Here is a 26,540-nt window from a genome sequence, read left to right on the forward strand (position 1 = left end):
TCATGGGCCACACCGCCCTCACCCTCGGCTTCATCGGACCCCAGGCCCACCTCCACTGCCCCTGCGGCTGCCAAGACACCGCCGCAGACAACAGCACCCCTGCAACACCGGCCGCAGATTCCCAGCCCGACGCCGCACCGCCACCGAACCCTGCGGCGGCGCCTCAGCAGGACACCGAATCACCGCCGAACACCACCGACAGGCCTCAGCAGGACACCGGTCCGCAACCGGACGACGTGGTCACCGCTGAGCGACCCAAGCCCGAGGCACCACCGCCGCATGCAGATCCACCGGGCACCGGGCATGCACCACCACCGGACCTCGCTCCCCCGCCCACCGAAGACGGACCGCCAGCGGCCACCGCACCACCCACAGTCGTCGACGCGTCACCACCGATCGAATCTCCACGGGACGAAGCACCACCGCCCGCTCCCGCGCCACCAGCCATGGGCGAGTTGACCTCGCCGTCCGCCCCGACTCCGCTACGCGTGGCCGACGGGCCGCCGCTACCCGGTCACCGGCTTCCAGGGCGCGCCCTGCCCACCACCAGGGTCGGCATGATCGGCGGCGGACGAGCCGACATCAACGTCCTCGTCCCCATCACCGTCCTGCAGCCCGAACCCCGCGACCCGGGCGTCACCGCCCTGGACCGCGACCCTGAGCCCGTCGCAGAGCTCGACGGCTACGGACCCATCCCACCGATCGTCGCCCGCGCCCTGGCCGCCGGCGGCACCTGGCGCCGCCTGCTCACCGACCCCACCACCGGCCAGGTCCTCGACGTCGGACGCACCCGCTACCAACCCACCGCCGCCATCGCCGACCACGTCCGACACCGCGACCGCACCTGCATCGTCCCCGGCTGCACGCACCCCGCCCGCACCGCCGACCTCGACCACATCCACGAATGGAGGGACGGCGGCGTCACCTCCGCCGACAACCTCGGACCTCAGTGCACCGGCGACCACCGGGCCAAGTCGATCGGCGCCTACACCGTCGCCTACGCCACCGACCGCACCTACGCCTGGACCACCCCCACCGGCCACGGCTACCTCCGCCGCCCCGACGGCACCACCATCCCCCTCCCCCGCCAGACGGCCAAGAACCTGCGCGAGCTCGTCAAGGACTCCGAACGCCACCACCGCCCCGTCGACCCGCAGCTCGTCGACGCGATGCTCGCCGCCATCTCCCTCGGGGAGGACCCTCTCGCCCACTGGACCGAGCCCGCGACCCCGTCAACCGCCCTGGCACTCGAGGCCGAGGGGAACGTCCCCCGCCCCCAGTGCCCGGAGCCGCAGCCCGGGCCGGAGCACGAACAGACCTGGCCCGAGAACCCGCCCTTCTGAAAGACGAGTCCGGCGCCCAACACCCGCAGGTGTCGAGCGCCGGACCACAGCGAGAATCAAGGCGTCACACGACGAAGGCGGAGACCCTCCCGCGCAGGTCGTCGGCCATGCGGGCCAGCTCGTCGGTGGCGCTCTGCATCTGCGCGAGGACGGTGCTGGACGTGGCCGTCACCGTGGCGACGCCGGAGATGTTCGCCGCGATCTCCCCGGAGCCGGCCGCGGCCTCGTGCACGCCGCGCGTCATCTCCTGCGTCGTCGCCGTCTGCTCCTCGACGGCGGAGGCGATGGTGAGCTGATAGTCGTTGATCGACCGGACCGTCTTGGCGATCTCCTCGATCGCGGCGACCGCGGCCACGGTCTGCGTCTGGTTGTCCCCGATGCGGGTGGTGATGTCCTCGGCGGCCCGCGCGGACTCCTGCGCCAGCTCCTTGACCTCCCCGGCGACGACGGCGAAGCCCTTGCCTGCCTCCCCGGCTCGCGCGGCCTCAATGGTCGCGTTGAGGGCGAGCAGGTTGGTCTGCTCGGCGATCGAGGTGATGACCTTGACGACCTCGGAAATCTCTCGCGAGCTCTCGCCGAGGCTGTTGACGGTGGTGGCGGTCGCGTCCGCCGTCGTGACGGCGCGGGCGGCGACGCCGGCGGCCTCCCCCGCACTCTTCGCGATCTCCTGGATGGAGGCGCTCATCTGCTCGGCGCCGGAGGCGACGGTCTGGACGCTGTGCGAGATCTGCTGGGCGGCGTCGGAGACCGCGCTGGCCTGGCTCGAGGCCTGCTCCGAGCCGGCGGCCACCTGGGTGTTGGAGGCGGACAGCTCCTCCGCCGCAGCGGCGACCGTCTGAGCCGACTCGACCACGCCCGTGAGAGCCTCGCGCAGCGCCTGCCGTGCCAGGGAGGAGGAGTGGGCCATCTGACCGAGCTCGTCGCGGTCCGCGACGTGCGCGTCCACGGTCATGTCCCCGGCGGCCATCGCCTCGAGGGAGCCGCGCACCGCGTGCAGGCCGCGGCGGATGCGGCGGGTCACGGCGACGGCGATCGTCACGGAGATGACGGCGGCGACGACGAACCCGATGCTCAGCACGAGCAGCGTCTGGTTGATCTGCGCGCTGGCGTCGGTGGCGATCACGTCGACACGGTTCTGGATCTGCCCGTCGGCGAGGACGAGCGCCCGCCCGGCGTTGTCCGGGTCACCGGCCGGCGAGGCGTTGAGCGCGCTCTCCAGCCCAACGACGTCGCCCGCCTCGACCAGCGGCATGAGGGTGGCGTCGCGGTAGGTGAGCCAGCCCTCCCAGCGGGTGGTGAAGTCGGCCCACTGCTGGGTCTCGGACTCGGGGTACTGGGAGACGGCGTCGATGAGCCCGTCGACGGTGCGGTCGTTCCACGCCTGGGAGGTGAGGAGCTGCTCGCGACGGGACTCGTCGGTGGCGGCGGCAGCGCGGCGGACGAGCAGGTGGCTCTGGGCCTGGGCGGCGCGCAGCTCGGCCATCGAGCCCTGGAGGTCCTCGGTGAGGAGGCGGACCTCGGCGAGGTGGTCACCGGCGCGCACGAGCGCGAGGGCTCCCGCACCGCCGACGACGCCGAACAGGCCGCCGAGGATGACGATCGCGGTGGCGATCTTGAAGCCGACCGGACGGTCCCAGAACCACGCAGCGCGGCGGCGGGGGGCGTCGGGGGTCTCGGTGCTGGTGCGGCGGCTCATGCCAGGTCTCCCGCCTCGTAGTAACCGCTCTCGATGAGCAGGTGCTGGTAGTTGTCCTGCGTGACCAGCTGGGGGGCTAGCAGGTAGGCCGGGACGGTGAGTCGGCCGTTGTCGTAGGTGGAGATGTCGTTCGTCTCGGGCTCCTCGCCGGTGAGCATCTTGTGCACCGCGGAGACGGCGACCTCGGCGAGCTGGCGGGTGTCCTTGAAGATCGTGGAGAGCTGGACGCCGTCGTCGATGAGGACGACGGAGTCGCTCTCGGCGTCCTGGCCGGTGACGACGGGCAAGCCGTCGGCGATCGTCGGGCCGCGGCCGGCGCCCTGGATCGCAGTGATGATGCCGCGGGAGATGCCGTCGAAGGGCGCGAGGACGCCGTGGAGGTCCTCACCGCCGGCATAGGTCGTGGACATGAGCTGGGCCATGCGCTCCTGGGCGAGGTCCCCGCTCCACCCGGGGGTGGCGACGTCGTCGAACTCGGTCTGGCCGGAGGGGACGACGAGCGTGCCGTCCTCGAGGTAGGGGCGCAGGGTGTCCATGGCGCCGTTGAAGAAGAAGCCCGCGTTGTTGTCGTCTGCCGAGCCGGCGAAGAGCTCGATGTTCAGCGGCCCCTCGGGGCCGTCGGCGTTCTCGGTGCCGTCCGGGTTGAGGATGCCGAGGCCGACGAGCAGCGAGGTGCCCTGCTGGATGCCGACTCGCTCGTTGTCGAAGGTGGCGTAGTAGTCGACGTTCGGGGTGTCGAGGATGAGGCGGTCGTACGAGACGACGGGGATGTCGCCCGCAGCGGCGAGGACGTCGGTGAGGGCCGAGCCGTCGACGGCGCCGATGACGAGCGCGTCGGCGCCGTCCTCGATCATCTGGCGGATCTGCTCGGCCTGGACCTGGGGGTCGTCGTCCGCGTACTCGAGCGTGACGTTGTGCCCGAGGTCCTTGAGCTGAGCGGCGACGTTCGTGCCGTCGGAGACCCATCGCTGGTGCTCCTGGGTGGGCATCGCGACCCCCACGCGCGCGACCTCGGCGTCCTCGCCTCCGTCGGCGTCGTCGTCAGTGCCGGCACACCCGGCGAGGCCGAGGGCCAGCACCAGGGCACCGAGCCCGAGGGACCGGGCCGTTCGTCGTGAGAAGGTCATGCGACCGCACCATCCGTGGCTAGGCATACCGGCACATCCAGTGCCGGGCCCCTGGTGAGGGGCGTCACTCAGGGCGATCGGTGCAGCGCAGGTGATGATGACGAGTAGCGCGTGTGGCTCTCGTCACACGACGACGGCCGCTTGGCCCCGTGACTGCCCTCGCTCAGCCGGTCGTCAGGCGCGGCTTCGCTGTCACGACCTCGATCGGCCCACTCTCCGTCTCGGTCACCGCCCGGCCCGCGACCGGGATCCACGTCGAGGTCCCTTCGACGCGGAAGGCCGCATCCCACTCTGTCCGCAACGAGATCGCGACCGTCCCGGGATCGCTGTAGACGTGGGAGACAGTGTGGTTGGGCCAGGGCGCCCCAGGGTCGGTTCCCGTCAGTGGCGCCGAGCCATCGCCGAAGTCCCAGGTGAAGATCACAGGAGTCACCCGAACATCGACGTCCAAGTCAAGCACCCGCGTGCTGAGGACATGCTCCGATGCGTCGGTCATCGCGACCGTGTCGGCCCCCACAAGCACCCACGCCTGATCCGGCTGGATCTCGAGGCTGCCGGAGTTCACGAGCAGCGATTGAACGTCCTCACGTGTGAAGGCAATCAGTTCCCGAGGCTCGTCGTCGACGGCCTCTTCCTCGTCACCATCCGCCCACCAGACCAGCGGAGCCCACTCCCCTTCAGGGACAGGGTCACAGGCGGTCACCTCAGTCTCGTAACGACCCCACACATACGTCACCGGCGGGCAGAGACGCTGCGCAGGCACACCTTTCGACGTCCCCCCTGGCGTCGCCGGCTCCTGTGCCTGACCTGTCTCCCTATATCGGACGGTGTAGGAATCATCTTCCGTTTCGGTGGAGACGCCACCTGCCGCCATCACAATGCTGATGCCGGCCACTAGAAAGGCACTCACGACGCTACCTACCCTCCGCGACATCTCTGCCGACCGCTCCGCGGACGACCCACTTGCCGTCGACCCACGCCAGAGCGAGGTCGAGTTCAACTAGCGCCCCTTCAATCCTCTCGGTGACGACCCCATCGGCGTCATACCAAGCAGCATCGGACTCTTCAGCGTCGATCCACACTGAAAAGTGCTCGTACTCGTCATCGGGAGGAGCGGCTTCGAGCTCAAGTATTTCGAGCGCCGGGCCGTCGGCATACCCGCCGCTGCCATGGAGCGTCTCGACATTCTCTATGACACTTGCGCAAAATTGACACTCTGGGTGCGTCACGTTCCGCCAAGCGTCGAGATCACCCGTGACGTACACGTACGGGTACAACGCCACGAAATACCGACTCGCCGCTTTTGCGCCATCGATATCCATCTTCTCCATCGCCTCAGGCCTCGTCGGCTCTGGCCACGGAGTCGGACCAGGCGCGGGGCTGGTGGGCGCCTCCGTCTTCGTGGGCTCCGGGGCGGGCGCCGATGTCGGAGCCGCGTTGCCCTCGGGCTCACTGCAGCCCGTCATCAACAAAGCGATCGCTGCTAGGGCCGCACCTACCCTGCTCCGCCGTTTGCTCATGCTCATCAGTCCTCCCGATCAGTCAGCACGCGCCGACGACGTCACTGAGATGGCAAAGCCGTCCGACCACGGCACGAGCACCCACGGCACGACGGCGGGCCTGGCCGTCGCAGTCAGGGTCACGTGCGCCGTCCGGCCGTCGCTCGTCCCGGTTCCCGCGGCCACGCCCAGACCCTGGAAGGTGCCCGCCGCCGCGGACCCTTGCAGGTACTCCCCCACCGCTGCGTTGACGGAGGAGTCCGAGAGCGGCAGACCGTCCCGTTCCCCCGCGTAGTAGAGGCCGTAGTCGATCGCGTCGGCTGCGTCGGCCGCCGCTCCGTCCGCGAGCGCCAGCAGCTGCTTGCGCTCGAGATACACCGACGAGGCCGCCGCAACGACGAGCACCAACGCCAGCGCCAGCACCCCGAACCCGAGCGAGAGCAGCATGATCTGCCCACTCTCGCCGTCGTCGTCCGGCCGCCTGCGTGTCATGGCAACCCGCCGAACTCGGGCACAGCGGCCAGGTGCGTGGCACGGACCGGGACCTCGAGGGGCACGGCACCGGCGAGGAAATCGGGGACGAGCGGGAGCCTCACGGTGGCGGACACCTCCACGTGGATCTGTCCACCGGCGCTCAGGCACGGGTTCTCGCTGCACGTGAAGTCGAGCGCCGTCGCAGCGTCCACCGCAATCCCGTGGTCCTCGAAGGCGAGCTCGACCGCCGTCTGCGCCTGCCCAGCGGCAGTCGTCAAGTCCTCCGCCTGGCTCAGCACCCTGCCGGACTCACGCGCCGCGGCCTCCGCCGCGAAGGCGGCCGCCTGGATCTGACCCAGAGTGAGGACGAGGTACACGAGCGGCACCAGCAGCACGAGCGTGACGCCGATGAACTCGACGACGGCGTTCCCGCCCTCCTCGTCACGCAGACGCTCCAGCAGAGCATGCACGGCACTCACTCCTGCACCGCCCTGCCGCTCGCCGTCATCGTGCCCGACGGGCCGAGCAGCCCGAGCACGGGAACCGGCGCGCGGACGGTGACCTCCACGAGCACCATCCCGTCGCGCTCCACGACCTCAGCGCTGACGTCGTCGCCGTAGCGTGGGTTGAGCGCCGTCCCGATCAGCTCGCGCGTCCGTTCCGCGCCGGCCGCGGGCGAGCTTCCCTCCAGGGCACCGTGACGCGCCCCCTCGCCCGCCGCGTCGACGATCGTGTTCCGCACATGGAGTGCGAGGGTCAGCTGCAGGACCCCCAGCAGGACCGCGACGACGAGCACCGAGACGAGAACGAACTCCACCACCGCGGACCCCTCGTCGGACGCGAGCCGCCTCAGATGTTCATGACGCGCGTGATGGCGGCCTCGAAGACCCTGGTGAGCGCGGGCCCGGCGATGAGCCAGATCGCGAACACGAGGCCCGCCGTCATCAGCGTCACCATCACCCAGCCGGGGACGTCGCCCCGTTCCTCGGTGACGACGCGCCGTCGGAGTGACTCGAGAAAGGTGCTCAGGTACAGCCACATGTCGTTCTCCCTGGTCGTCGGTGCGGATGGAAGCGGTCGGGGTCGGGTGCGCGTTCACAGGCCCACCTGCAAGAGCATCAGGCCGGGGAACAGCGCGAACAGGACGGTCACCGGCAGCACGAGGAAGACGACCGGGAACATCATCTCGATCTCCTTCTTGCCACCGAGCTCCATGAGCTCCCGGCGCGCGGCCTCGCGGGCGTCCTGGGCCTGCGCGCGGAGCACCTCCGCGAGCGGGGTGCCACGGTCGACGGCGACGGCGATCCCCTCGGCGAAGCGGGCCACGGCGGGTTGGGAGGTCCGCGCCGCCAGGCGCTCCAGCGACACCGCCAGGGGCGCGCCCGCCCTGGCCTCCCTGAGGGTGACCTCGAGCTGGGTGGTCAGCGCGCCCCGCGTCGTGCGTGCCACCCGCTCGAGCGCGGCCATCGGCCCTTCGCCCGCGCTCACCGCGAGGGCGAGCAGCTCGGCGACGGCGGGCAGCTCCTCGAGCATCGCCTGCTGGTTGCGGTTGGCGGCCCTCGTGAGCCACCGGTCCCGCGCGACGGCGCCGAGCACCGCGGCGACGACGACGACGCCGGTCCCCGCCAGCACGTTGAGACCGCGCGCCACACCCGCGAGGGTGACGAGAAGCAGCCCGCCGGTCAGGCCGAGCACCGCCCACATCATCTGCTCGAGCCGGAACTGCTCCACCGTCAGCGGCGCGCCGGACAGCGCGATCCGCCGTCGCACGTTCTGCGTCGTGCTCCCGAGCCGTTCGAGCACTCGCCCCGCGTCGGACATGACCGGTGCCAGGAGGCTCTCGAAAGTCGGGAAGGGCGTGTGGGTGCGCGGCTCGGCGAGCAGCCCGGACGTCGCAGGCCGCTCGCGCAGGTACGGGGCGATGCGGTCCGGCAGCCACGGGCGCATCGCTCGCACCCGCCACACAACCAGCACCAGACCGAGGCCGCCGATGAGCCCGGCGAACGCACCCCACGCCGTCGGGCTCATCGCAGCACCCGCGCTTCCTCGGGCAACCGCCCGAGCCGGACCATGAGCCAGTACGCGACCCCGGAGACCGCGGCGCCGGTCGCGAGCACGAGGACGCCCGCTGCCGAGTTGAAGGCGGCGGCCGTCTCGGGCCGACCGCTGAGGAGCAGGAGCACCGCCCACGGGGCCGCGGTCGCGAGCCGCGCACCGTTGACCGTCCAGCTCTGCCGGGCCTCGAGCTCTCCGCGTGTGCGCAGGTCCTCCCGCAGCAGCTGGGCGAGCGTGCGCAGGAGCCGGACGAGGTCGGAGCCACCCACCTCCCGGGTGATGCGCAGCGCCTCGATGATGCGGTCGGCCACCGGGTCCGCCAGGCGTGCCTTGAGCCGGTCCAGCGACTCCGTGAAGCGCCCGGTCACCCGGTAGTCCTCACCGAACCGCCGGAACTGCGGCCGCACCTCCTCCGGTCCGCGCTCACCGAGACTCGTGAGCGCCTCGGGCAGGGAGAGACCAGCGCGGATGGCGGAGATGAGGTCGTCGACGACCTCGGGCCACACGGCGCGCAGCTCCACCTGCCGCTTCCGAGCCCGCGCTCGGACGAGGACGCTCGGCACACCTGCGGCCATGACGGCGAAGCACACCGCGATCGGCGGGGACGCGGTGAAGCCGTAGGCGAGGAGCAGGACCAGCAGCGCGAGCACCGCGGAGGCGGCCACCAGCCGGGCGGGCGTCACGGCCGGCGCACCGGCTCGCACGAGGAGGTCCTGGGTGCGCTCCACCCACCGCGAGGGGCGGCGCTCACGCACCGGCTGAGGCCAGCAGGAGAACCAGAGCAGCAGCAGGCCCGCACCGAGGAGCAGACCCGCCACCGTCCCCACGGCTACCGCCCGGAGTCCTGAGCGAGGAGCTCGGCGAGGTCGTACCCGGCTCTCTCGAAACGCTCGACGTCCGGTGGGAAGCCACCGGCCCGTTGCAACGTGGTTCCCCTCAGCGTGAAGATCTCGGCAGTCTCGACGACCCCCTCCTCCGACCGTCCGGTGACGGCGACGATCTCCCGCACCCGCCGTCGGCCATGCCGGTCCAGCTCGAGGTGGACGACGAGGTCGACGGCGGAAGCGACCGTCGGCACGACGAAGGTGCTCGAGACGTTCTCTCCCGCGAGGAGCGGCAAGGTACACATCTTTGTCACGGCCTCGCGGGCGGAGTTGGCGTGGACCGTGCACATGCCGGGGATGCCCGCGTTGAGGGCGACGAGCATGTCGAAGCTCTCGGCCTCGCGGACCTCGCCGATGATGATGCGGTCGGGCCGCATCCGCAGCGCCTCCTTGACGAGGCGGCGCAGCTTGACCTCGCCCTGGCCCTCGAGGTTGGGCTGGCGGCACTGCATCGAGACGACGTCGCGGTTGGCGAGCCGCAGCTCGAAGACCTCCTCGCACGTGATGATGCGCTCGTGGGGCGGGATGGCACCGGCGAGTGCGTTGACCATCGTGGTCTTCCCCGCCTGCGTGGCCCCGCTGACGAGGACGTTCATGCCCGAGACGACGGCGGCGTCGAGGAATGCGGCGGCCTGCGTGGTGAGCGAGCCGAGGGCGACGAGGTCGCTCACGCGCGTGGCGCGGGCGATGTACTTGCGGATGTTGACGGCCCACGCATGGCGGGTGATGTCCGGGATGACGACGTGGACGCGCTCGCCCGTGGCGAGTGACGCGTCGACGAACGGGGAGGACAGGTCCAGACGGCGACCGGAGATCCGCAGCATGCGCTCGACGAGCTCGTGGACCTGGGTCTCGGTGAGGATCGTCGTCGTGAGCTCGGCGCGGCCGGCGCGGGCGATGAACACCTTGCCGGGTTCGTTGATCCACACCTCCTCGATCGTCGGGTCGTCGAGGAACCGCTGAAGAGGGCCGAGGCCGGCGACGGCGTCGAGCACGTCCTTGGCCGTCTGCTCCGGGTCGACGACGGGCGGCACGAGTCCCGCGACCGACCGGCTGTCGTAGTCCGCGAGGGCATCGGCGACGAGCGCGCGGACCCCGGCGGTGTCGCGGGCAGGGTCGAGACCGCGCCGACGGACGAGCTCACGCACCTCGTCCTCAAGCAGCACCGTTGCCTGGTTCATGCCTCGCACCCCCCGGGAGCGGATCACGATGGAGGCAAACCTAGGGGCAATCGGGCGCGATGTCAGCCCCCTTCGGCGAATCTGTGGACAGGGCGGCTCGCGTGCTCAGTCCAGCGGGGTCAGCACCGCGATACGCCAGCTCCCGTCGGCACGGACGAACTGGTACATGTTTCGCTCCGCCGGCGTGCCGTCGTAGGTCCAGGTGACGTCGACCCACAGGCTGTGGCGAGCCTCGGCGACGACGGTGAGGGCGGCGCTGGCCGCGGAGACGCCGTCGTACTGACCGATGGCGGCGGCGAAGAACTGCTCGGTCTGAGCGGCGTCGGAGACGGCGATCGCCTGGTCGGGGAACTCGATGAGCGCGGGTACGGCGTAGTGGGCGGCGATCCTGGGCGCGTCCCGCGCGAGCAGGGCGCGGGTGTAGGACTCGAAGAACTCGTGTGCCGTCGCGTCGGCGCTCATGGCACCGAGGCTAGCGACCCCCGGCACGCGCCGCGCGACCCCGGATGTCACTCCTCGCCGTCGAAGAGCCCGCCGTCGAGCAGCCAGTGGTAGCGCAGCCGGAGCGCACGCTCCGTGCTCGCCACGAGGGCACCGACCGTGAGCGCGATGTTCGACCCGACCGACAGGTGGAACGGGGAGGTGAAGGAGCCGAGGTTCTCGGCGACGGGCGGGATCCGGGAGACCTCCTCGACGATCTGCGGGACACCGAGGACGAGGGCGACGAGCAGGACGGCGACCGAGACCAGCCCGATGCCCCGGCTGAGCAGCGGGTGACGGCGCTCGAGCCGTGCCCGGCGACCCTCGGCGGAGGCCGGGTCCGGCGTGAGCTGGCGCTCGACACCGTCGTCACCCACGAAGTGGCCACGCCGCAGCCCGTAGCCGCTCGTCGCCACCTCGATGGCGCCGCCAGGCACCGGGAACGCGGCGGGCGGCCTGGCCACGGCGTGGTGCACGCCGTCCCGGTAGAGCCGGGCACGCACCTCACCGTCCGAGGAGTCACCCCCGAGCCGGACGTCCACCGACCACGTGTGGCGCTGCCCGTCCTGCTCGAGAAGCGAGATGTGGAGCAGCGAGCGGGAGAACGGCTGCCACCACCGGAAGCGCTGGAGCGCATGACCGTCGCCTGGCTTGACGCGCCGAGCAGCACGGCGGTCGTTCCAGTCCGCGAACATCTCGTCACCGTAGCGGTTCACCGCTCAGCCACTCCGTGTCGAGCTGGTCGCGCGAGAGCACGACGACGTGGGCCGGCGGGGCTCGGTCACGTCGTCTCCTTCTCCCGCCACACGGAGACAACCCCGCTGAGCCCGAGGAGCATGAAGAGCACTGCGACGACGAGCGAGGTCGTGCGCTCGCCGTCGAAGCCGTCAGTGAGCGCGAAGCTGAGCGCCAGCGCAGCCATCACGCCACCGAGCCCACGCGAGCGCCGCGGCCGCAAGCACGAGGAGGACGGCGCCTGTGAGGAAGTACCGGCCCCGGCGCTGCACCATGCGCCTGGCGGCCGGTGTCGGTGGCTCGCCGCGCGACATGCCGCGAGCCTGCCACACCCTGGTGTTGGCCCACCCTGAATCACGTCACCGCCATGCGATGCCCGCGGAACCAGCACCTGACGGTCGGTCGCGCAGGTCAGGACCCCGCGACCACCTCGAGCACGGCCTCCCCGTAACGCTCGAGCTTGGCCGCACCCACCCCGGAGATCCCGCTGAGCTCCGAGCGGTTCTCCGGCCGGGACTGGGCGATAGCGGCCAGCGTCGCGTCCGGGAAGACAACATAGGCCGGCACGCCCTGCTCATTGGCCGTCGCCGCCCGCCACGCGCGCAGCTGCTGGAACAGCGCCTGCTGCGGCTCGTCAAGATCGACCGGTGCCTTCGCGCCACCGGAACGAGACCTCCGCGCCGTCCGCACCCGCTCCGGCTCCCGCCGCAGCCGCACGTCCCGCTCCCCGCGCAGCACCTCCCCCGCGGCCTCGGTGAGGGCCAGCACCCCGTACTCCCCCTGCACCTGCAGCAACCCCTGGGCGAGCAGCTGGCGCACCACCCCGCGCCACTCGGCGTCGCCCAGCTCGGTGCCGATGCCGAAGGTCGACAGCTCGGTGTGGCGCATCTTGACCACCCGCTCGTTCTCCCGGCCCAGCAGGATGTCGACGAGGTGCCCCGCGCCGAACTGCTGCCCGCGCTCGCGCTGCAGCCGCACGATCGTCGACATGAGCTTCTGCGCCGGCACGGTGCCGTCGAAGGCCTCCGGCGGGTTGAGGCAGGTGTCGCAGTTCCCGCACGGCTCGCTGTCCTGCCCGAAGTACCGCAGCAGCTGCTGGCGGCGGCACTGGACCGTCTCGCAGAGCGCGAGCATCGCGTCCAGGTGCAGGGTCTGCGCGCGCTTGCGCTGCGCGTCCCCCTCGCCGTCGGCGATCATCCGCCGCTGCTGGACCACGTCCTGCAGCCCGTACGCGAGCCACGCCGTCGACGGCAGCCCGTCACGCCCCGCGCGCCCCGTCTCCTGGTAGTACCCCTCGATGCTCTTCGGCAGGTCCAGGTGCGCGACAAACCGGACGTCGGGCTTGTCGATGCCCATCCCGAACGCGATCGTCGCGACCATGACGACGCCGTCCTCCCGCAGGAACCGCGCCTGGTTGCGCCCGCGCAGCTCCGCGGGCAGGCCCGCGTGGTACGGCAGCGCGGTCACCCCCTGGGTGGCCAGCCACTCCGCCGTCTTCTCCACCGACGCCCGCGAGAGGCAGTAGACGATCCCCGCGTCGCCGTCGTGCTCGTCCTTGATGAGCCGCAGCAGCTGCTTGCGCGCCTCCTGCTTGGGCGCGATCCGGTACTGGATGTTGGGCCGGTCGAAGCTCGAGACGAACACGCGAGCGCCGTCGAGCCGGAGGTTGCGGACGATCTCCTCGCGCGTCTCCGCCGTCGCCGTCGCCGTGAGCGCGATCCGCGGCACGTCGGGCCAGCGCTCGTGGAGGATCGTCAGGCCGAGGTAGTCGGGCCGGAAGTCGTGGCCCCACTGCGCCACGCAGTGCGCCTCGTCGATCGCGAAGAGCGCGATGCGCGCGCGGTCGAGGAGGTCGGCGGCCACCGGCAGGCGCTCGGGGGCGAGGTAGAGGAGGTCGAGCTCCCCGCCGAGCAGCCGGCGCTCGACGTCGCGGCGCTCCTCGATGCTCTGCGTGGAGTTGAGGAACGCGGCCCGCACCCCGAGCTGCTCGAGCGCGTCGACCTGGTCGTGCATGAGCGCGATGAGCGGGCTGATGACCACGCCCGTCCCCTCCCGCACGAGCGAGGGGATCTGGTAGCACAAACTCTTGCCGCCGCCGGTGGGCATGAGGACGAGCGCGTCGTCCCCGCGCGTCACCGTCTCGATGATCTCGGCCTGCTCACCGCGGAAGGCGTCGTAGCCCCAGACACTGGTCAGCGCCTCCAGCGGGGTGGACGACGACGCCGCAGCGGCCCGCGCCGTCGTCAGCGGTGCCGCGGTGGCGGCGTCCGTCGCGAAGGCGGCCGCCATCTCGGGGTCGTGGACGTCCCACTCGCTCATGGGGTCCGGCGGCGGCTCGTCCCAGTCGGGCTCCGGCCCGGTCCACATGTCACCCACCCCGCCAGGGTAGGTGGTCCGAGCGGGCGGCCGGGGCGGGGTGTGGGCGGAAGGGCTCAGCGGCTGGAGACGGTCGTGCGCGCCGAGCGGTGGTCCACCACCGCGCCGGCGAACACGGCGACCGCCGCGAAGCCGGACCAGTACGCGAGCTGCTCAGCCCTCTCGGGCGAGAACGCGCACGTCACAAGGGTTCCCACCGCGAGCAGCGGCACCAGCACGGCCCACACCCGGTAGAAGGGGTTGGTGGTGAAGCGGGGGTGGTGGTAGCTCTCCGGGCTGAGCACGGCGTGGATCGCGACCGCCCCGAGGGCCAGGACGATGAGCACCGTGCCGATCGTGAAGGTGCCCTCGTCGAACGTGGTGACCGCGCCGACGACCCCCATGACCGTGGCCAGCACGGCCGATGCGCCCAGCACGATGCGAGTCACCGATCCTCACCCCTCCCCCGTCGCCGCCCCCGGCCGCAGGGTCCCCACGGGCGGGCGGCGACACTGCTGAGGTCAGCGGACCGCACTCCACGTGCCCGGCGCAAGCCCGCGCGGATAAACCGGTCGAGGGGCGGAGCCGCCTCTCCGCCCTCCGTCGTCCGCGGGAACCCGGCGTCCAACTTCCGCACAGGTGTCGCGCACCTGCGGCCGAGCGGCGCGTCAGGGCTGGCTGAGGATCGTCTGGACCTCCTCCGGCGTCCTGGCCTCGCGCAGGCGGGCCACCTGGGACTCGTCGAGGAAGACCTCGGCCACCCGGGAGAGCACCTGGAGGTGGTCGTCGCCCGCACCGGCGATGCCGATGACGAACTCCGTGTCCTTGCCGTCCCAGTCCAGCCCCTGCGGGTAGCGGACGAAGGAGATCGCCGTGCGGGTGATGAGCCCCTTGGCCTCGTTCGTGCCGTGCGGGATCGCCAGGCCGCTGCCCATGTGGGTGGAGACCGACTCCTCCCGCTCGTGCATCGCCTCGACGTAGGCCGCCGGCACCGCGCCGCTCACCACGAGCAGCCCGCCCGCCTCGGAGATGGCCTCCGCCTTGGAGGACGCCCGCCCTTCGAGGACGACGGCCTCCGCCGCGAGCAGCCCGTCGCCCGGGGCACCGCTACCCGTGCCCGACGGCGGCACGTGGCCCGCCGCCGGCAGGTGCCCCGACGGCGGCTGCGCGGTGGCCGGCACGGTCGGGCTCGGGGCCGGCTCGGTGGGCTGCGCGGCCGCGGAGCGGCTCTCCCCCACCAGCGCGACGACCTCGTCGTAGCGCGGGCTGGCCATGAAGTCCTCGACCGACACGTGGAGCGCCGAGGGCGTGCGCTGGCGGGCCCGGTCGGTGAGGTCGCGGTGGGTGACGACGAGGTCGGCGTCGTCGTCGCGGAGGCTGGAGATCGCCTTGTTGACCACCGTGACGTCCGCGTAGCCGGCGTCGCGGATCTTGCGGCGCAGCACCGAGGCGCCCATCGCCGAGGAGCCCATCCCGGCGTCGCAGGCGAAGACGATCGAGCCGATCGGCCGCGTGGCCGTCGCGACGCCGCCGCGGCCGCCGCCGGTGAGCGCACCGGCCACGCTCGAGCTCTTGCCCTTCATCTCCTCCATGCGCCCGGTCGCACCGGCGAGGTCGCCGTCGTCGTCCTTGGCCGTCCGCAGCAGCACCGCGGCGATGAGGAAGGTGACGAGGGCGGAGAGCACCACGGAGAGGATGACCCCGATGAGGCTCCCCACCGGGGACTGGATGAGCACGGCGATGATCGAGCCCGGCGCGGCGGGGGCCCGCAGTCCCGAGCCGAAGACGAGGTTGGTCGCCACGCCGGTCATGCCGCCGGCGATGACGGCGACGATAAGGCGCGGCTTCATGAGCACGTAGGGGAAGTAGATCTCGTGGATGCCGCCGACGAACTGGATGAGGATGGCGCCGGGCGCCGACGCCCTGGCCAGGCCGGTCCCGAAGAACGTGAACGCGAGCAGCAGGCCCAGGCCCGGGCCGGGGTTCGCCTCGATGAGGAAGAGGATCGACTGGCCCTCCGCGGCCGCCTCCGTGGTCCCGAGCGGCGTGAAGATGCCGTGGTTGATCGCGTTGTTGAGGAAGAGGATCTTGGCCGGCTCGACGAGGATCGAGGTGAGCGGCAGCAGGCTGTTGTCGACGAGGAACTTCACGACGTTGCCCGCGGCCGTGGAGAACGCCTCGACGAGGGGCCCGGCGGCCATGAAGCCGACGATCGCGAGGAGCATGCCCCAGATCCCGGCGGAGAAGTTGTTGACGAGCATCTCGAAGCCCGGGCGGATCTTGTCCGCCCACAGGGCGTCGAGCTTCTTCATCGACCAGCCGGCCAGCGGGCCCATGATCATGGCGCCGAGGAACATCGGCACGCCCGCGCCGGTGATCGCACCCATGGTGGCGATGGCCCCGACGACGCCGCCGCGGATGTTGTCGTCGTAGAGCATCCGGCCGCCGGTGTACCCGATGAGCAGCGGCAGCAGGTACTTGATCATCGGGTCAACGATCCCGCCGTTGCCGCCGTTGTCGGCATGGCCGGCGCCCCAGCCACCGAGGTGCTCGACGAGGCCGTAGCCGCCGGTGTAGCCGAAGACGTTCTCACCGATGAGCACGATCCAGCCGACCTGGATGAACAGCGCGGTGATGAGGCCCCAGGCGATGAAGGCAGCGATGTTCGGCAGCACCATGTTGGACAGGGCGGTGCCGAGCTTCTGGACGGCGACCCGCAGGCCGCCTCGCTCCCGTCCCGCGCTGCCGCGGTCCGGTCGCACGTCAGTGGGTGCGGACATGTGTGCTCCTCCTCGAGAACGGTGATGCACCTCACGCATCGGGCACCAGTAAACACCCGTCCGGGCAGAAAGCCAAGCACTTCCACCTGTTCCCACATCCGAGTGTGTGGCTATGATGGGTGGGCGGCGTCATACGGCGCCCGCCCGACCGATTGGGAGGACCGATGAAGGCCCTGCGTTTCTACGCCCCCGAGGACGTCCGTCTCGAGGACTACCCGGAGCCGGGGTGCGGCCCGGACGAGGTGAAGATCCGCGTCCGCAACTGCTCCACGTGCGGCACCGACGTAAAGATCTTCCACAACGGCCACCAGAACCTCAGCCCGCCGCGGACCATCGGCCACGAGATCGCCGGGGAGGTCGTCGAGGTGGGCGCGGACGTCGCGAGCCTCTACGGCACCGAGTGGCAGGTCGGGGACCGGGTCCAGGTCATCGCCGCCATCCCCTGCGGGGAGTGCCACGAGTGCCGCAAGGGCTGGATGGCCGTGTGCCAGAACCAGACCTCGATGGGCTACCAGTACGAGGGCGGCTTCGCCGAGTACATGGTCGTCCCGCGCCAGGTCCTCAAGGTCGACGGGCTCAACCGCATCCCCGACAACGTCGGCTTCGACGAGGCCTCCGCCGCGGAGCCCCTCGCCTGCGCGATCAACGCCCAGGAGCTGCTCGGGATCGAGGAGGGTGACGTCGTCGTCGTCTTCGGTGCGGGCCCCATCGGCTGCATGCACATTCGCGTCGCCCGGGGCGCCCACGGCGCCGGGCAGGTCTTCCTCGTCGACGTCAACGCCGAGCGCCTCGCCATGTCCGCCGCGGTCGCCAAGCCCGACGAGACGATCGACGGCTCCCAGGTGGACGTCGTCGAGCGCGTCATGGAGCTCACCGGCGGACGCGGCGCCGACGTCGTCATCACGGCGACGGCGGCGAAGGTCGCCCAGGAGCAGGCCGTGGCCATGGCCGCCCGCAACGGGCGCATCTCCTTCTTCGGCGGCCTGCCGAAGAACGACCCCGTCATCGCGCTGGACTCCAACGTCGTCCACTACCGCCAGCTCCACATCCACGGCGCCAACGGCTCGGCCCCCGAGCACAACCGCCGCGCCCTGGAGTACATCTCCACCGGGCAGGTGCCGGTCAAGGACCTCATCACCCACCGCATCCCGCTCGAGGACGTGCTGTCGGCCTTCGACCTCGTCCGCAGCGGCACCGCGATCAAGGTGACCGTCGAGCCCTGAGCCGCCGTAGCATCGAGCCGCCCACCAGCCAGCCGAGGAGGACCGTGTACGCGGAGGAGCGCCAGCAGGCGATCGCGCAGCTCGTCGTCACGCGCGGGCGGGTCTCGGTCACCGAGCTCGCCGAGGAGTTCGCGGTGACCACCGAGACGGTGCGCCGGGACCTCGGCGCGCTCGAGCGGATGCGGCTGCTGCGGCGCGTCCACGGCGGCGCGGTCCCGGCCGCCTCCCTCTCGGCGATGGAGAGCCGCCTCGACGAGCGCGACGTCACCCACGCACGGGAGAAGGAGCGCATCGCCGCCGCCGCGGTGCGCTTCCTCCCCGACGACGGCGGCACGGTCGCCATCGACGCGGGCAGCACCACCGCGCGGCTCGCCGCGTTCTTCCCGCCCGACCGGCGGCTCACCGCCTTCACCCACGGCGTCCCCATCGCGGCCACGCTCGCGCCGCTGCCCGGCGTCGAGCTCCACCTCCTGCCCGGGCGGGTGCGCCCGACGACGCAGGCGGCCGTCGGCTCGCTCACCACGCAGGTGCTGCAGCGACTGCGGGTGGACGTCGTCTTCCTCGGGACGAACGGGGTCACCGAGGAGCACGGGCTGTCGACCCCAGACTCGGAGGAGGCGGAGGTCAAGCGGGCGCTGGTGCAGGCGGCGCGGCGCGTCGTCGTGCTCGCGGACTCGACCAAGCTGGGCCGGGAGGCGACGGTGAGCTTCGCCGCGCTCGACGACGTCGACGTCCTCGTCACCGACGCCGAGCCCACCGGCGTCCCGGCCCGCGCCTTCGCCGCACGCGGCGTGGAGGTCGTCGTCGCATGATCCTCACCCTTACCGCCAACCCGAGCGTCGACCGGACCGTGACGCTCGCCGGTCCGCTGGAGCGCGGGGCAGTGCTGCGGGCCGTGTCGATGACCTCGCAGGCCGGCGGCAAGGGCGTCAACATCTCCCGGGCCGCCGTGGCCGCCGGCATCCCGACCGTGGCCGTGCTCCCCGCCGACGGCGCGGACCCCTTCGTCACCGAGCTGCGGGCCGCGGGGGTCGACTGCCGTCCCCAACCGCCCGCCGGGGACGTGCGCGTCAACCTCACCCTCACCGAGCCGGACGGCACGACGACGAAGGTCAACAGCGCCGGTGCCGCCGTCGACGGCGCCCACCTGGACCAGCTCGCCGACGCCGTCGTCGCCCTCGCCGCGGAGGCGACGTGGGTGGTGCTCGCCGGCTCGCTGCCCCCCGGGGCGCCGGCGGAGTGGTACGCGCGTCTCGTCGTGCGGCTGCGCGGGACGGCCGCGCGGGTGGCCGTCGACACGAGCGAGGCGGCGCTCCTCGCGCTCACGGCCGCGCTCCCGGGCGCCGCACCGGACCTCATGAAGCCGAACGGCGAGGAGCTCGCCACGATCGTCGGGGCGGACCCGGCCGCCCTCGAGGACGACCCTGCTGCGGCGGCGCAGGCCGCGCGCGTGCTCGTCGGCCGCGGGGTGGGGGCCGTGATCGTCACCCTCGGTGCGGCCGGTGGCGTCCTCGTCACCGCCGACGGCGCGTGGCACGCCCCGGCCCCGCCCACCACCGTGGTCAGCACCGTGGGCGCCGGTGACTCCAGCCTCTTCGGCTACCTCCTCGCCACCGAGCGCGGCGCCGCGGCGGAGGACGCGCTGCGCTGGGCCGTCGCCTACGGCAGCGCGGCGGCCGGGCTCCCGGGGACGGGGATCCCGCGGCCCGCGGACGTCGACGCGGGCGCGGTCGCTGCGGTCGCGCTGGTCCCCGGCGCCCCGGCGCCCAGCGCCTGAGCGGGCCCGACCGCCGGACCGGCCGGTGCGAGACCGTGTGGCACTCGCGCTCCCAGGGAGGCCGAAAGCCACACGATGACGAAGCGGCCGGCCGCGGACCTCAGGACTGCTGGTCGCGCAGCTCCGCGGCGATGCGCGCCCGGACCTCCTGGTCGTGCATGCCCGGGCCGACGTCGGCGTCATCGCTCCCCGACTCGGCCGCGCGCGCCGGGTCGATGAGCCGGCGCACGCCCGCGCGCAGGAGTCGCGCGTCCACCGCGCCGGTGCCGCTGAGCAGGAGCAGCCCCGCGCCCTGGTCCAGCGCGGCGCTCAGCGCGCCGAGCTCCTCCACCGACATGGGGTCCCCCTCGACGCGCTGCTGCCGGACCACCTCGGTGTAGGCGTCGAGCAGCCGCTGCATCCGGCTGGCCATCTCCGCGCGGAGCGTCTCGTCGCGTGCCGCCACGGCGATGAACTCGAGGGTGGCGAGCGCGAAGCCGGTCATCGCGGCCGTGAGGTCCTCCTCGCTCACGCCGCCGGGCACCGCCTGGGGCATCTCCTCGACCCGCTCGAAGGGGTCCCACGCCTCCGCGAGCGCCGCCTCCATGTTGGTGTCCTGCACGGCGAGGAAGAGCGCGGCCTTGTTCTCGAAGTTCGAGTAGACCGCCCCCTTGGAGAAGCCGGCCTCCCGCGCGATGACCTCGAGGTTGGCGCGGTGGTAGCCGTCGCGGGAGAAGACCGCGCGCGCCGCGAAGATCAGCGCCTCCCGGGTCTGGCGCTGCCTGTCACGACGCGAGAGCGGGTCGGGCAGCTGGGGCATGTCCGCGATCCTACGTCGCCACGGCCATTGACGTACCGCGAGTCTCCGAATACCGTCAGTATTCCCATACCGTCAGTATCCGAAAGGTTCTCCGATGAGCGAGGACGTGCTCCACGTCGCGGGCCTCACCCGGCGCTTCGGCGCCGTCGTGGCCAACGACGACATCTCCCTGCGCGTGCGGCCCGGCGAGGTCGTCGGGCTGCTGGGCCACAACGGGGCGGGCAAGACGACGCTCGTCTCCCAGGTGGTCGGGCTCCTGCGGCCCGACGCCGGGCGCATCACCGTCGGCGACGTCGACGCGGTGGCCGACCCGGCCGCCGCCCGCCGTCACGCCGCGCTGCAGCCGCAGGCGCAGGCCCCGATCGACGGGCTCACGCCGCGCACGGCGATCGAGATCGCCGGCCGCCTCCGCGGCCTGTCCACGCGTGCCGCCCGCGCGGCCGCCGAGGACCTCGCGGCCGAGCTCGACATCGGTCCGTGGCTCGACCGCCGCGCCCTGCCCGACGGACGCGGCCTGTCCGGCGGGATCCGGCGCCTCACCGCCTTCGCGATGACCGTCGTCGTCCCCACGCCCCTGCTCGTCCTCGACGAGCCGACCAACGACATCGACGCCTCCCGCCGCCGGCTCCTGTGGGAGGCGGTCCGCCGGCGCGGCGACCAGGGCTGCGGCGTCCTCCTCGTCACCCACAACGTCACCGAGGCCGAGCGGATCGTCGACGAGCTCGTCGTCCTCGACCGCGGGCGCGTCGTCGCCGCGGGCTCCCCCGGCCGGCTGCGCGGCACGCAGGACACCGACCTGCGCCTCGAGCTCCTCCTGCCGCCGGACGGCGCGGCACCGGACGCCACCGACGCCCCCGTCACCGTGCACCGCACGGTCCACGTGGGCCGGCGCGTGCTCCTCACCGTCCCGGCCGCCGAGGCCGCGACCGCCGTCGCGTGGGCGACGACCCTGCGCGAGCGGTCCCGCATCGAGGGCTACGCCCTCGCCCCCGCCACCCTCGAGGACGCCTACCTCGCCCTCACCGCGGCCGACGCCGCCCCGTCCGGACAGGAGCCGGCCCATGTCTGAGACCCTCACCCGCCCCGCGCCCGTCCAGGTGAGCCTGTGGACGACGTACACGACGCTGCTCCGCTGGCAGGTGGCGCAGATCGGGCCGCTGCTGCCGCTCGTCGTCGTCGTCCAGGCGCTGCTCGCCGCCGGCATCATCATCGGCTTCGGGTTCCTCATCCCCGACATCGACCCCGCGACGGCACTGTTCCTGTCCACCGGTGCGCCGACCGTGCTGCTCCTGACGATCGGCTTCGTCATCGTGCCGCAGGGCGTGGCCCGCGCCCGCACCGACGGCACCTTCGCCTACATGCGCTCGCTGCCGCTGGCGCGGCCGCTGCTCCTGGCCGCGGACCTCACCGTGTGGCTGCTCATCGCGCTGCCGAGCGTCGCCGTCGGCGTGCTCGTCGCCCAGCTGCGCTACGACCTCGACCTCTCCTTCGACTGGCCCGTCCTCGTGGCCTCCGCGCTGCTCGTCACCCTCATGGCGACGGCGGTGGGCTACGCGATCGCCGTCAGCCTCCAGCCGATGCTCGCGCAGCTCGTCACCCAGGTGCTCGTCTTCTTCGTCCTTCTCTTCTCCCCGATCACCTTCCCGGCGAGCCAGCTGCCGGGGTGGTTCCAGACGGCGCACGACGTCCTGCCGGCCCGGCCCGGCGCGGACCTGCTCCGTGCGGGGCTGGCCTCGGACGTCTTCGACGCGAGCGGGCGCGACCTGCTCGTGCTCGTCGTGTGGTGCGTGCTCGGCGTCGCGGTCACGCTGCGCGCGCTCGTGCGCCGGGAGTAGGTCAGCGGACGGCGGCGGCCACGGCCTCCTCGGCGGTGGTGTGCCGGAAGGTGAAGCCGTCGGCCTGCAGCCGGACCGGGAGGATGCGCTGGTCCGGCAGCAGCATCTCGTCCGCGGGCTCACCGAGGACGAGCCGCAGCAGCCGGGCCGGCAGCCGGAAGAGGTGGGGGCGGTGCATCTCCCTGGCCAGCGCCCGGGTGATGTCCGCGGAGGTCGCGGCCGTCGGTCCGGTGAGGTTGACCGGGCCGGACAGCTCGGAGTGCGCGAGCAGGTGGACGATCGCGCGGGCCTCGTCGGCGAGGGAGATCCAGGGCCACTGCTGCCGGCCGGTGCCGATCGCCGCACCCGCACCGAGGCGGGTGGCGAGCTGGAGGGGCGCGAGGGCACCGCCGTCGGCCATGACGAGACCGGTACGGATGTGCACGACGCGCGTGACGTCGTCGGCGCGGGCCGTGGCCGCCTCCCAGCGCAGGACGACACTGGCGAGGAAACCGTCCCCCGGCCCGGACTCCTCGGTGAGGACGGTGCCCGGGCGGTCGCCGTAGAAGCCGGTGGCGGAGCCGCTCACCCACACCCGCGGCGGGTCGGCCGACGCGGCGATGGCGCGGGCGACGGTGCGGGTCGCGGTGACCCGGCTCTCGTAGATCTCGCGGCGGTAGGCGCGCGTCCACGGCAGCCGGCCCAGCGGCGCCCCGGACAGCGTGACGACGCCGTCGGCCCACTCGACCGCCTCGGCCGGCAGGCGGCCCTCCTCCGGGTGCCACTCGTACTCGCTCACCCCGCCCGGCTCGCGGCGCACGAGCGTGCGCACCTCGTGACCGTCGGCGCGCAGCTCCTCCTGGAGTGCCGAGCCGATGAGTCCGGACGCGCCCGAGACGAGAATCCGCATCTTCCGACCGTAGTCGCGCGGCCCGGCGTCCGCCCGATGAGGTGGCCCCGGGCGGGCACGTTCCCGGTGCCCGCGGCGCGGGCACCGGGAAGCATCAGCCGTCGACGGACTTGAGGAGCTCGTCGGCGTTCTTGCCGACAGCACCCCCGGGGTGACTGTGGAGCACCTTCTCCCACGTGTAGCCCCCCTCGTTCATGAGGAGGATCGCCAGCGCGTCACCCCACGCCGCTGTCGCGAGCGTCGAGCCCATCGCGATGATGCCCCCCGGGTCGGCGGAGTCGCTGTCGACCACGACGACGACGTCCGCCGCCTTCGCGAGGCTGGACTCGGGTGACGCCGTGATGACCACGCCCTTGGCGCCGCGGTCCGTGGTGCGCTGGATGAACTCGGCGAGCTCGCTCGACTCACCGCCCTTGGAGATCGCAATGACCACGTCACCGGCCGTGGCGACCCCGAGGCTTCCGTGCAGGCCGTCGCCGGGGTTCTGGTAGAGGGCCGGTGTCCCGGTGACCGACAGCAGGTGCGCCAGCCGGCGCGCGATTGTGCCGGACGTCCCGGAGCCCGTGACGATCACTTTGCCGCCGGCCTCACGGATGAGGTCCGCCACGCCCAGCAGCGACTCGTCGACCTGGGCAGCGACGCGAGCGACAGCGGCGCCCTCCTGCTCAATGAACGTGGCCGCTGCCCGCAGCTGCTCTTGACGATCCATCATTCTGTCCTTCTTCGTAGGGGAGGTCGGTCAGTGGGGTGGGCTTGTCGCGCTGCCCGTTCCGCTTCCCGTTGATCCAGGTCGAGGCGCGTGTGCCCTCCATCCGGACGATCCAGACGCCGGCGAGGATGAGGCCCTGGGCGATCTGGTAGACGTAGCTGCTCAGCCCCTGCATGTTGATGCCGCTGGAGATCATCTGGAGGATGAGCGCGGCCAGCGCCGTTCCCCAGATCGCCACCCGGCCACCGAAGGGGTTGGCCCCGCCGAGGACGGCGATGGTGACGGCGAGCAGCAGGTAGGAGCTGCCGTACCCGGCCGACGCGCTCACGGTCCGCATCACCATGACGAGCCCGGCGACCGCCGAGATCGTGCCGGCGAGCATGTATGTCTGGAAGAGCACCTTGCGGCGCGCGATGCCGGTGTAGTCGGCCGCCGTCGCGCTGGCGCCGAGCATGGTGGCCCGCACGCCGTACCCGGTCCGTGTCATGACGACCGCGACGAGCGCGACGACGACGAGGAACAGCCAGAAGATCAGCGGCACCGACGCGATGGTCGTGGAGCCGACCTCGGTGAGCTCGGGGGTGAGCCCGTAGATCGGCTCGCCGCGGGTGAACGCGATGGCCGCGCCGGCGAAGATCATCTGCGTCGCGAGCGTCGCCAGGATCGGCGCGACCCCGACGACGGCGACGACGACGGCGTTGATCGCGCCGCACACCATCCCGACGACGAGCGCGAGCACGACGGCGAGGAGGGTGAGGACCGGCGTCGACATGCCCGCCTCCATCCCCTGCACGCTGACGTACGCCGCGGTGAGCGCCGAGAGGTTGGCGACCGAGACGATCGACAGGTCGATGCCGGAGGTGGTCATCGCGATGGAGATGGCCAGCGCCATGAGGCCGATCTCCGGGATGGACAGGGTGATCGACTCGATGTTGAGCGAGCTCGTGTACACCGCCGGGTTGAGCGCCGAGAAGAGGACGGCGACGGCGAGGGCGAGCGCGACCAGGCCGAGGGTGTGGGTGTTGCTCCCGGCGAGACGCGCCCGGATCGACGTGAGTGGTGCAGCCATCGGTCAGCCTTCCTCGAGGATGCGGGCACGGTGCTGGCCACGGGCGCTGCTCCGGGCCTGGATCGCGACGCCGACGAGGATGACCACGCCGACGATGAGCATGTGCCAGTAGCTGGAGATCCCCAGTCGCACGAGGGAGTTCTGCACGAGCGAGATGAGGAGGACACCGAGCACGGTGCCCTGCACGGAGCCGCGGCCTCCGGTGTCCAGCGCGCCACCGATGACGACGGCGGCGATGACGTTGAGCTCCATCCCGACGATCTCGAAGGGCGAGGCGTGCCGGGACAGCACGACGTGCACCATGCCGGCGAAGCCGGCGAGCAGCCCTGCGAACAGGTAGATGCGGGTCTGCACCAACGACACGCGCAGCCCGACGCGGCGCGCGGACTCCTTGTCACCGCCGACGGCGTACACCGAGCGCCCGAAGGACGTCCGCTTGAGGACGAACGCCAGCGCGACGCACAGCGCGATGACGGGGAGGACGAGGACGTTGACCGCGCTCCCGCCGAGGTGGAAGATCGTCGCCGACCCGACGGCGTCGAGCTGGGAGGGCAGGCTCGCGAGGTAGGTCGAGCCGACGAAGGCGAGCAGCACGCCTCGGATGATCACCTGGGTGCCGAGGGAGGCGACCAGTGTCTCCATCCGGTACCGGGCGACGAGGACGGCGTTGAGGCTGCCGAGCGCGCACCCGATGACTGAGGCGAGCAGAAAGGGCCACACGGCCCCGTCGATCCCCAGCTCGTTCATGAGTTTGACGGTGCTGTACCCGCTGAAGATGGCGATGGCGGTGAAGGACACGTCCATGCCGCCGGAGATGATGATGAGGAGCAGGCCGAGGGACAGCGCCAGCGTGACGATGCCCGAGCGCAGGATGTCACCGGCGAAGGTCCACGTCAGCGTCCCCGGCTCCACGACCAGGATGACCGCGAGGAGCAGGACGATGACGCCGAGCAGGACACCTTCGTTGTGCGGCCCGCGCAGCCGTCGGGCCCACGTGCGCGACGGGCTCGGGGCCGGTCGCGTCGTCGCCGGCCGCGTCGTCGTCGTTGTCATGTCTCCAGCCTTTCCCGCACGGAGGTGACCGTGACGTCGTCGCCCGCGACCTCGCCGTGCATCCGTCCACGACGGATGAACAGCACGCGGTGACACACGCTCACGAGCTCGGGGACGTCGTCGGAGATGAGGAGGACACCCATCCCGGCCTCCGCCTGGCGGCGAAGGATCTGCATGATGGCGGCCTTGGAGCCGGCGTCCACGCCGACGGTCGGGCCGTTGAGGATGAGCACCTGCGGCTTGGTGGCGAGCCACTTGCCGAGCACCACCCGCTGCTGGTTGCCGCCGGAGAGGGTGCTCACCGGGTCGTCGGCGCTGCCGATCTTGATCGACAGCTCGTCGATCGCGGAGGACACCCGCTCCTCGATGCGCTTCCCGTCGAGCAGGCCGCCCGTGCGCGTGACGTCGTCCAGCGACGCGGCGACGAGGTTGGTCCCGATCGACTGCTCGAGGAACACGCCCTGGGTCAGCCGGTCCTCCGGCACGTAGGCGATGCCGGCGGCGAGCGCGTCCTTGACCCCCCGGACGTCGACGGCCTGGCCGCCGACGCGCACGGTGCCGCCCGTGATGGGCAGGC

29 protein-coding genes are annotated in these 26,540 nt (G+C 72.0%); 6 read left to right on the forward strand and 23 right to left on the reverse strand.

The window, feature by feature from the left end:
• Positions 1-557 precede the first annotated feature (557 nt).
• On the forward strand, positions 558-1,343 hold the full coding sequence (locus H9624_RS16690) for an HNH endonuclease signature motif containing protein (protein WP_286011270.1): 786 nt from the start codon (positions 558-560) through the stop codon (positions 1,341-1,343).
• Between the two features lie 64 nt (positions 1,344-1,407).
• On the opposite strand, the gene H9624_RS14435 is transcribed toward H9624_RS16690, so the two are convergent.
• The 17 genes from H9624_RS14435 to H9624_RS14515 form a co-directional block, all read right to left on the reverse strand.
• The gene (locus tag H9624_RS14435; RefSeq protein WP_251840602.1) at positions 1,408-3,039 is read right to left on the reverse strand and encodes a methyl-accepting chemotaxis protein; all 1,632 of its coding nucleotides are present in this window, start codon (positions 3,037-3,039) and stop codon (positions 1,408-1,410) included.
• Positions 3,036-4,166, reverse strand: coding sequence for a substrate-binding domain-containing protein (locus H9624_RS14440; RefSeq protein ID WP_251840603.1), 1,131 nt, complete (start codon positions 4,164-4,166; stop codon positions 3,036-3,038). The genes H9624_RS14435 and H9624_RS14440 overlap by 4 nt, the downstream gene beginning before the upstream one ends.
• A gap of 163 nt (positions 4,167-4,329) precedes the next feature.
• A complete protein-coding gene (locus tag H9624_RS16995) occupies positions 4,330-5,076 on the reverse strand; it encodes a PKD domain-containing protein (RefSeq protein WP_251840604.1) in 747 nt (248 codons plus the stop codon).
• A gap of 4 nt (positions 5,077-5,080) precedes the next feature.
• Complete coding sequence (locus H9624_RS14450; RefSeq protein WP_307784970.1) at positions 5,081-5,692, reverse strand: DUF6318 family protein; 612 nt, start codon at positions 5,690-5,692, stop codon at positions 5,081-5,083.
• A gap of 12 nt (positions 5,693-5,704) precedes the next feature.
• The gene (locus tag H9624_RS14455; RefSeq protein ID WP_251840606.1) at positions 5,705-6,112 is read right to left on the reverse strand and encodes a hypothetical protein; all 408 of its coding nucleotides are present in this window, start codon (positions 6,110-6,112) and stop codon (positions 5,705-5,707) included.
• Between the two features lie 41 nt (positions 6,113-6,153).
• Positions 6,154-6,609, reverse strand: a complete 456-nt coding sequence (locus tag H9624_RS14460; RefSeq protein ID WP_251840607.1) for a pilus assembly protein — start codon at positions 6,607-6,609, stop codon at positions 6,154-6,156.
• A gap of 5 nt (positions 6,610-6,614) precedes the next feature.
• Entirely contained in the window at positions 6,615-6,959 is a 345-nt protein-coding gene (locus tag H9624_RS14465; protein ID WP_251840608.1) for a TadE/TadG family type IV pilus assembly protein, read from the reverse strand.
• 29 nt (positions 6,960-6,988) lie between these two features.
• Entirely contained in the window at positions 6,989-7,180 is a 192-nt protein-coding gene (locus H9624_RS14470) for a hypothetical protein (RefSeq protein WP_251840609.1), read from the reverse strand.
• Positions 7,181-7,234: 54 nt separating this feature from the next.
• Entirely contained in the window at positions 7,235-8,167 is a 933-nt protein-coding gene (locus H9624_RS14475; RefSeq protein WP_251840610.1) for a type II secretion system F family protein, read from the reverse strand.
• Positions 8,164-9,021 (reverse strand): type II secretion system F family protein, encoded by an 858-nt coding sequence (locus H9624_RS14480; RefSeq protein ID WP_251840611.1) that lies wholly within the window; start codon positions 9,019-9,021, stop codon positions 8,164-8,166. The genes H9624_RS14475 and H9624_RS14480 overlap by 4 nt, the downstream gene beginning before the upstream one ends.
• 2 nt (positions 9,022-9,023) lie before the next feature.
• The gene (locus H9624_RS14485) at positions 9,024-10,259 is read right to left on the reverse strand and encodes a TadA family conjugal transfer-associated ATPase (RefSeq protein WP_251840612.1); all 1,236 of its coding nucleotides are present in this window, start codon (positions 10,257-10,259) and stop codon (positions 9,024-9,026) included.
• Between the two features lie 105 nt (positions 10,260-10,364).
• Entirely contained in the window at positions 10,365-10,721 is a 357-nt protein-coding gene (locus H9624_RS14490) for a DUF6841 family protein (RefSeq protein WP_251840613.1), read from the reverse strand.
• Positions 10,722-10,768: 47 nt separating this feature from the next.
• Positions 10,769-11,434, reverse strand: coding sequence for a hypothetical protein (locus tag H9624_RS14495; RefSeq protein WP_251840614.1), 666 nt, complete (start codon positions 11,432-11,434; stop codon positions 10,769-10,771).
• A gap of 86 nt (positions 11,435-11,520) precedes the next feature.
• Positions 11,521-11,661 carry a hypothetical protein gene (locus H9624_RS14500; protein ID WP_251840615.1) on the reverse strand — a complete coding sequence of 47 codons (141 nt, stop codon included), beginning with the start codon at positions 11,659-11,661 and terminating at the stop codon, positions 11,521-11,523.
• Between the two features lie 224 nt (positions 11,662-11,885).
• Positions 11,886-13,841 carry a DNA helicase RecQ gene (gene recQ / locus H9624_RS14505; protein WP_251840657.1) on the reverse strand — a complete coding sequence of 652 codons (1,956 nt, stop codon included), beginning with the start codon at positions 13,839-13,841 and terminating at the stop codon, positions 11,886-11,888.
• A 65-nt stretch (positions 13,842-13,906) separates the two neighbouring features.
• Positions 13,907-14,278, reverse strand: coding sequence for a hypothetical protein (locus H9624_RS14510; RefSeq protein ID WP_251840616.1), 372 nt, complete (start codon positions 14,276-14,278; stop codon positions 13,907-13,909).
• 219 nt (positions 14,279-14,497) lie between these two features.
• Complete coding sequence (locus tag H9624_RS14515; RefSeq protein WP_251840617.1) at positions 14,498-16,609, reverse strand: PTS mannitol transporter subunit IICBA; 2,112 nt, start codon at positions 16,607-16,609, stop codon at positions 14,498-14,500.
• 164 nt (positions 16,610-16,773) lie between these two features.
• Here H9624_RS14515 and H9624_RS14520 point away from each other — a divergent pair, with 164 nt between their 5' ends.
• The 3 genes from H9624_RS14520 to H9624_RS14530 are packed head-to-tail and all read left to right on the forward strand — an operon-like array spanning position 16,774 to position 19,609.
• The gene (locus tag H9624_RS14520; RefSeq protein WP_251840618.1) at positions 16,774-17,832 is read left to right on the forward strand and encodes a zinc-dependent dehydrogenase; all 1,059 of its coding nucleotides are present in this window, start codon (positions 16,774-16,776) and stop codon (positions 17,830-17,832) included.
• Between the two features lie 44 nt (positions 17,833-17,876).
• Complete coding sequence (locus H9624_RS14525; protein ID WP_251840619.1) at positions 17,877-18,644, forward strand: DeoR/GlpR family DNA-binding transcription regulator; 768 nt, start codon at positions 17,877-17,879, stop codon at positions 18,642-18,644.
• Positions 18,641-19,609 (forward strand): 1-phosphofructokinase family hexose kinase, encoded by a 969-nt coding sequence (locus H9624_RS14530; protein ID WP_251840620.1) that lies wholly within the window; start codon positions 18,641-18,643, stop codon positions 19,607-19,609. Before H9624_RS14525 ends, H9624_RS14530 begins: the two co-directional genes overlap by 4 nt.
• A 100-nt stretch (positions 19,610-19,709) precedes the next feature.
• On the opposite strand, the gene H9624_RS14535 is transcribed toward H9624_RS14530, so the two are convergent.
• Positions 19,710-20,408 carry a TetR/AcrR family transcriptional regulator gene (locus tag H9624_RS14535; protein WP_110851703.1) on the reverse strand — a complete coding sequence of 233 codons (699 nt, stop codon included), beginning with the start codon at positions 20,406-20,408 and terminating at the stop codon, positions 19,710-19,712.
• Positions 20,409-20,502: 94 nt separating this feature from the next.
• Here H9624_RS14535 and H9624_RS14540 point away from each other — a divergent pair, with 94 nt between their 5' ends.
• Together H9624_RS14540 and H9624_RS14545 are read left to right on the forward strand one after the other, a co-directional pair.
• Positions 20,503-21,477 (forward strand): ABC transporter ATP-binding protein, encoded by a 975-nt coding sequence (locus H9624_RS14540; protein WP_110851704.1) that lies wholly within the window; start codon positions 20,503-20,505, stop codon positions 21,475-21,477.
• Positions 21,470-22,243, forward strand: a complete 774-nt coding sequence (locus tag H9624_RS14545; RefSeq protein ID WP_251840621.1) for an ABC transporter permease — start codon at positions 21,470-21,472, stop codon at positions 22,241-22,243. Before H9624_RS14540 ends, H9624_RS14545 begins: the two co-directional genes overlap by 8 nt.
• A gap of 1 nt (position 22,244) precedes the next feature.
• On the opposite strand, the gene H9624_RS14550 is transcribed toward H9624_RS14545, so the two are convergent.
• The 5 genes from H9624_RS14550 to H9624_RS14570 form a co-directional block, all read right to left on the reverse strand.
• Positions 22,245-23,132 carry a TIGR01777 family oxidoreductase gene (locus tag H9624_RS14550; RefSeq protein ID WP_251840622.1) on the reverse strand — a complete coding sequence of 296 codons (888 nt, stop codon included), beginning with the start codon at positions 23,130-23,132 and terminating at the stop codon, positions 22,245-22,247.
• Positions 23,133-23,226: 94 nt separating this feature from the next.
• Entirely contained in the window at positions 23,227-23,844 is a 618-nt protein-coding gene (locus H9624_RS14555; protein WP_110851707.1) for an SIS domain-containing protein, read from the reverse strand.
• On the reverse strand, positions 23,798-24,910 hold the full coding sequence (locus H9624_RS14560; protein ID WP_110851708.1) for an ABC transporter permease: 1,113 nt from the start codon (positions 24,908-24,910) through the stop codon (positions 23,798-23,800). The genes H9624_RS14555 and H9624_RS14560 overlap by 47 nt, the downstream gene beginning before the upstream one ends.
• A 3-nt stretch (positions 24,911-24,913) precedes the next feature.
• Positions 24,914-25,963 carry an ABC transporter permease gene (locus tag H9624_RS14565; protein WP_110851709.1) on the reverse strand — a complete coding sequence of 350 codons (1,050 nt, stop codon included), beginning with the start codon at positions 25,961-25,963 and terminating at the stop codon, positions 24,914-24,916.
• The coding region (locus tag H9624_RS14570; protein WP_251840623.1) for an ATP-binding cassette domain-containing protein at positions 25,960-26,540 on the reverse strand (581 nt) is incomplete at its 5' end. The genes H9624_RS14570 and H9624_RS14565, both read right to left, overlap by 4 nt.

This window comes from Oceanitalea stevensii (assembly GCF_014837105.1).
Taxonomy (GTDB): Bacteria; Actinomycetota; Actinomycetes; order Actinomycetales; family Actinomycetaceae; genus Oceanitalea; species Oceanitalea stevensii.

Excerpts from the sequence above, each read along its gene's own strand:
- H9624_RS14450 (WP_307784970.1), bottom strand. The coding sequence starts at position 5,692 with ATGAGCATGAGCAAACGGCGGAGCAGGGTAGGTGCGGCCCTAGCAGCG.
- H9624_RS14545 (WP_251840621.1), top strand. The coding sequence starts at position 21,470 with ATGTCTGAGACCCTCACCCGCCCCGCGCCCGTCCAGGTGAGCCTGTGG.
- H9624_RS14455 (WP_251840606.1), bottom strand. The coding sequence starts at position 6,112 with ATGCTGCTCTCGCTCGGGTTCGGGGTGCTGGCGCTGGCGTTGGTGCTC.
- H9624_RS14435 (WP_251840602.1), bottom strand. The coding sequence starts at position 3,039 with ATGAGCCGCCGCACCAGCACCGAGACCCCCGACGCCCCCCGCCGCCGC.
- H9624_RS14565 (WP_110851709.1), bottom strand. The coding sequence starts at position 25,963 with ATGACAACGACGACGACGCGGCCGGCGACGACGCGACCGGCCCCGAGC.
- H9624_RS14440 (WP_251840603.1), bottom strand. The coding sequence starts at position 4,166 with ATGACCTTCTCACGACGAACGGCCCGGTCCCTCGGGCTCGGTGCCCTG.
- H9624_RS14520 (WP_251840618.1), top strand. The coding sequence starts at position 16,774 with ATGAAGGCCCTGCGTTTCTACGCCCCCGAGGACGTCCGTCTCGAGGAC.
- H9624_RS14470 (WP_251840609.1), bottom strand. The coding sequence starts at position 7,180 with ATGTGGCTGTACCTGAGCACCTTTCTCGAGTCACTCCGACGGCGCGTC.
- H9624_RS14540 (WP_110851704.1), top strand. The coding sequence starts at position 20,503 with ATGAGCGAGGACGTGCTCCACGTCGCGGGCCTCACCCGGCGCTTCGGC.
- H9624_RS14490 (WP_251840613.1), bottom strand. The coding sequence starts at position 10,721 with ATGAGCGCCGACGCGACGGCACACGAGTTCTTCGAGTCCTACACCCGC.
- recQ (WP_251840657.1), bottom strand. The coding sequence starts at position 13,841 with ATGTGGACCGGGCCGGAGCCCGACTGGGACGAGCCGCCGCCGGACCCC.
- H9624_RS14500 (WP_251840615.1), bottom strand. The coding sequence starts at position 11,661 with ATGGCTGCGCTGGCGCTCAGCTTCGCGCTCACTGACGGCTTCGACGGC.
- H9624_RS14560 (WP_110851708.1), bottom strand. The coding sequence starts at position 24,910 with ATGGCTGCACCACTCACGTCGATCCGGGCGCGTCTCGCCGGGAGCAAC.
- H9624_RS14550 (WP_251840622.1), bottom strand. The coding sequence starts at position 23,132 with ATGCGGATTCTCGTCTCGGGCGCGTCCGGACTCATCGGCTCGGCACTC.
- H9624_RS14555 (WP_110851707.1), bottom strand. The coding sequence starts at position 23,844 with ATGATGGATCGTCAAGAGCAGCTGCGGGCAGCGGCCACGTTCATTGAG.
- H9624_RS14530 (WP_251840620.1), top strand. The coding sequence starts at position 18,641 with ATGATCCTCACCCTTACCGCCAACCCGAGCGTCGACCGGACCGTGACG.
- H9624_RS14535 (WP_110851703.1), bottom strand. The coding sequence starts at position 20,408 with ATGCCCCAGCTGCCCGACCCGCTCTCGCGTCGTGACAGGCAGCGCCAG.
- H9624_RS14475 (WP_251840610.1), bottom strand. The coding sequence starts at position 8,167 with ATGAGCCCGACGGCGTGGGGTGCGTTCGCCGGGCTCATCGGCGGCCTC.
- H9624_RS14515 (WP_251840617.1), bottom strand. The coding sequence starts at position 16,609 with ATGTCCGCACCCACTGACGTGCGACCGGACCGCGGCAGCGCGGGACGG.
- H9624_RS14495 (WP_251840614.1), bottom strand. The coding sequence starts at position 11,434 with ATGTTCGCGGACTGGAACGACCGCCGTGCTGCTCGGCGCGTCAAGCCA.
- H9624_RS16690 (WP_286011270.1), top strand. The coding sequence starts at position 558 with ATGATCGGCGGCGGACGAGCCGACATCAACGTCCTCGTCCCCATCACC.
- H9624_RS14485 (WP_251840612.1), bottom strand. The coding sequence starts at position 10,259 with ATGAACCAGGCAACGGTGCTGCTTGAGGACGAGGTGCGTGAGCTCGTC.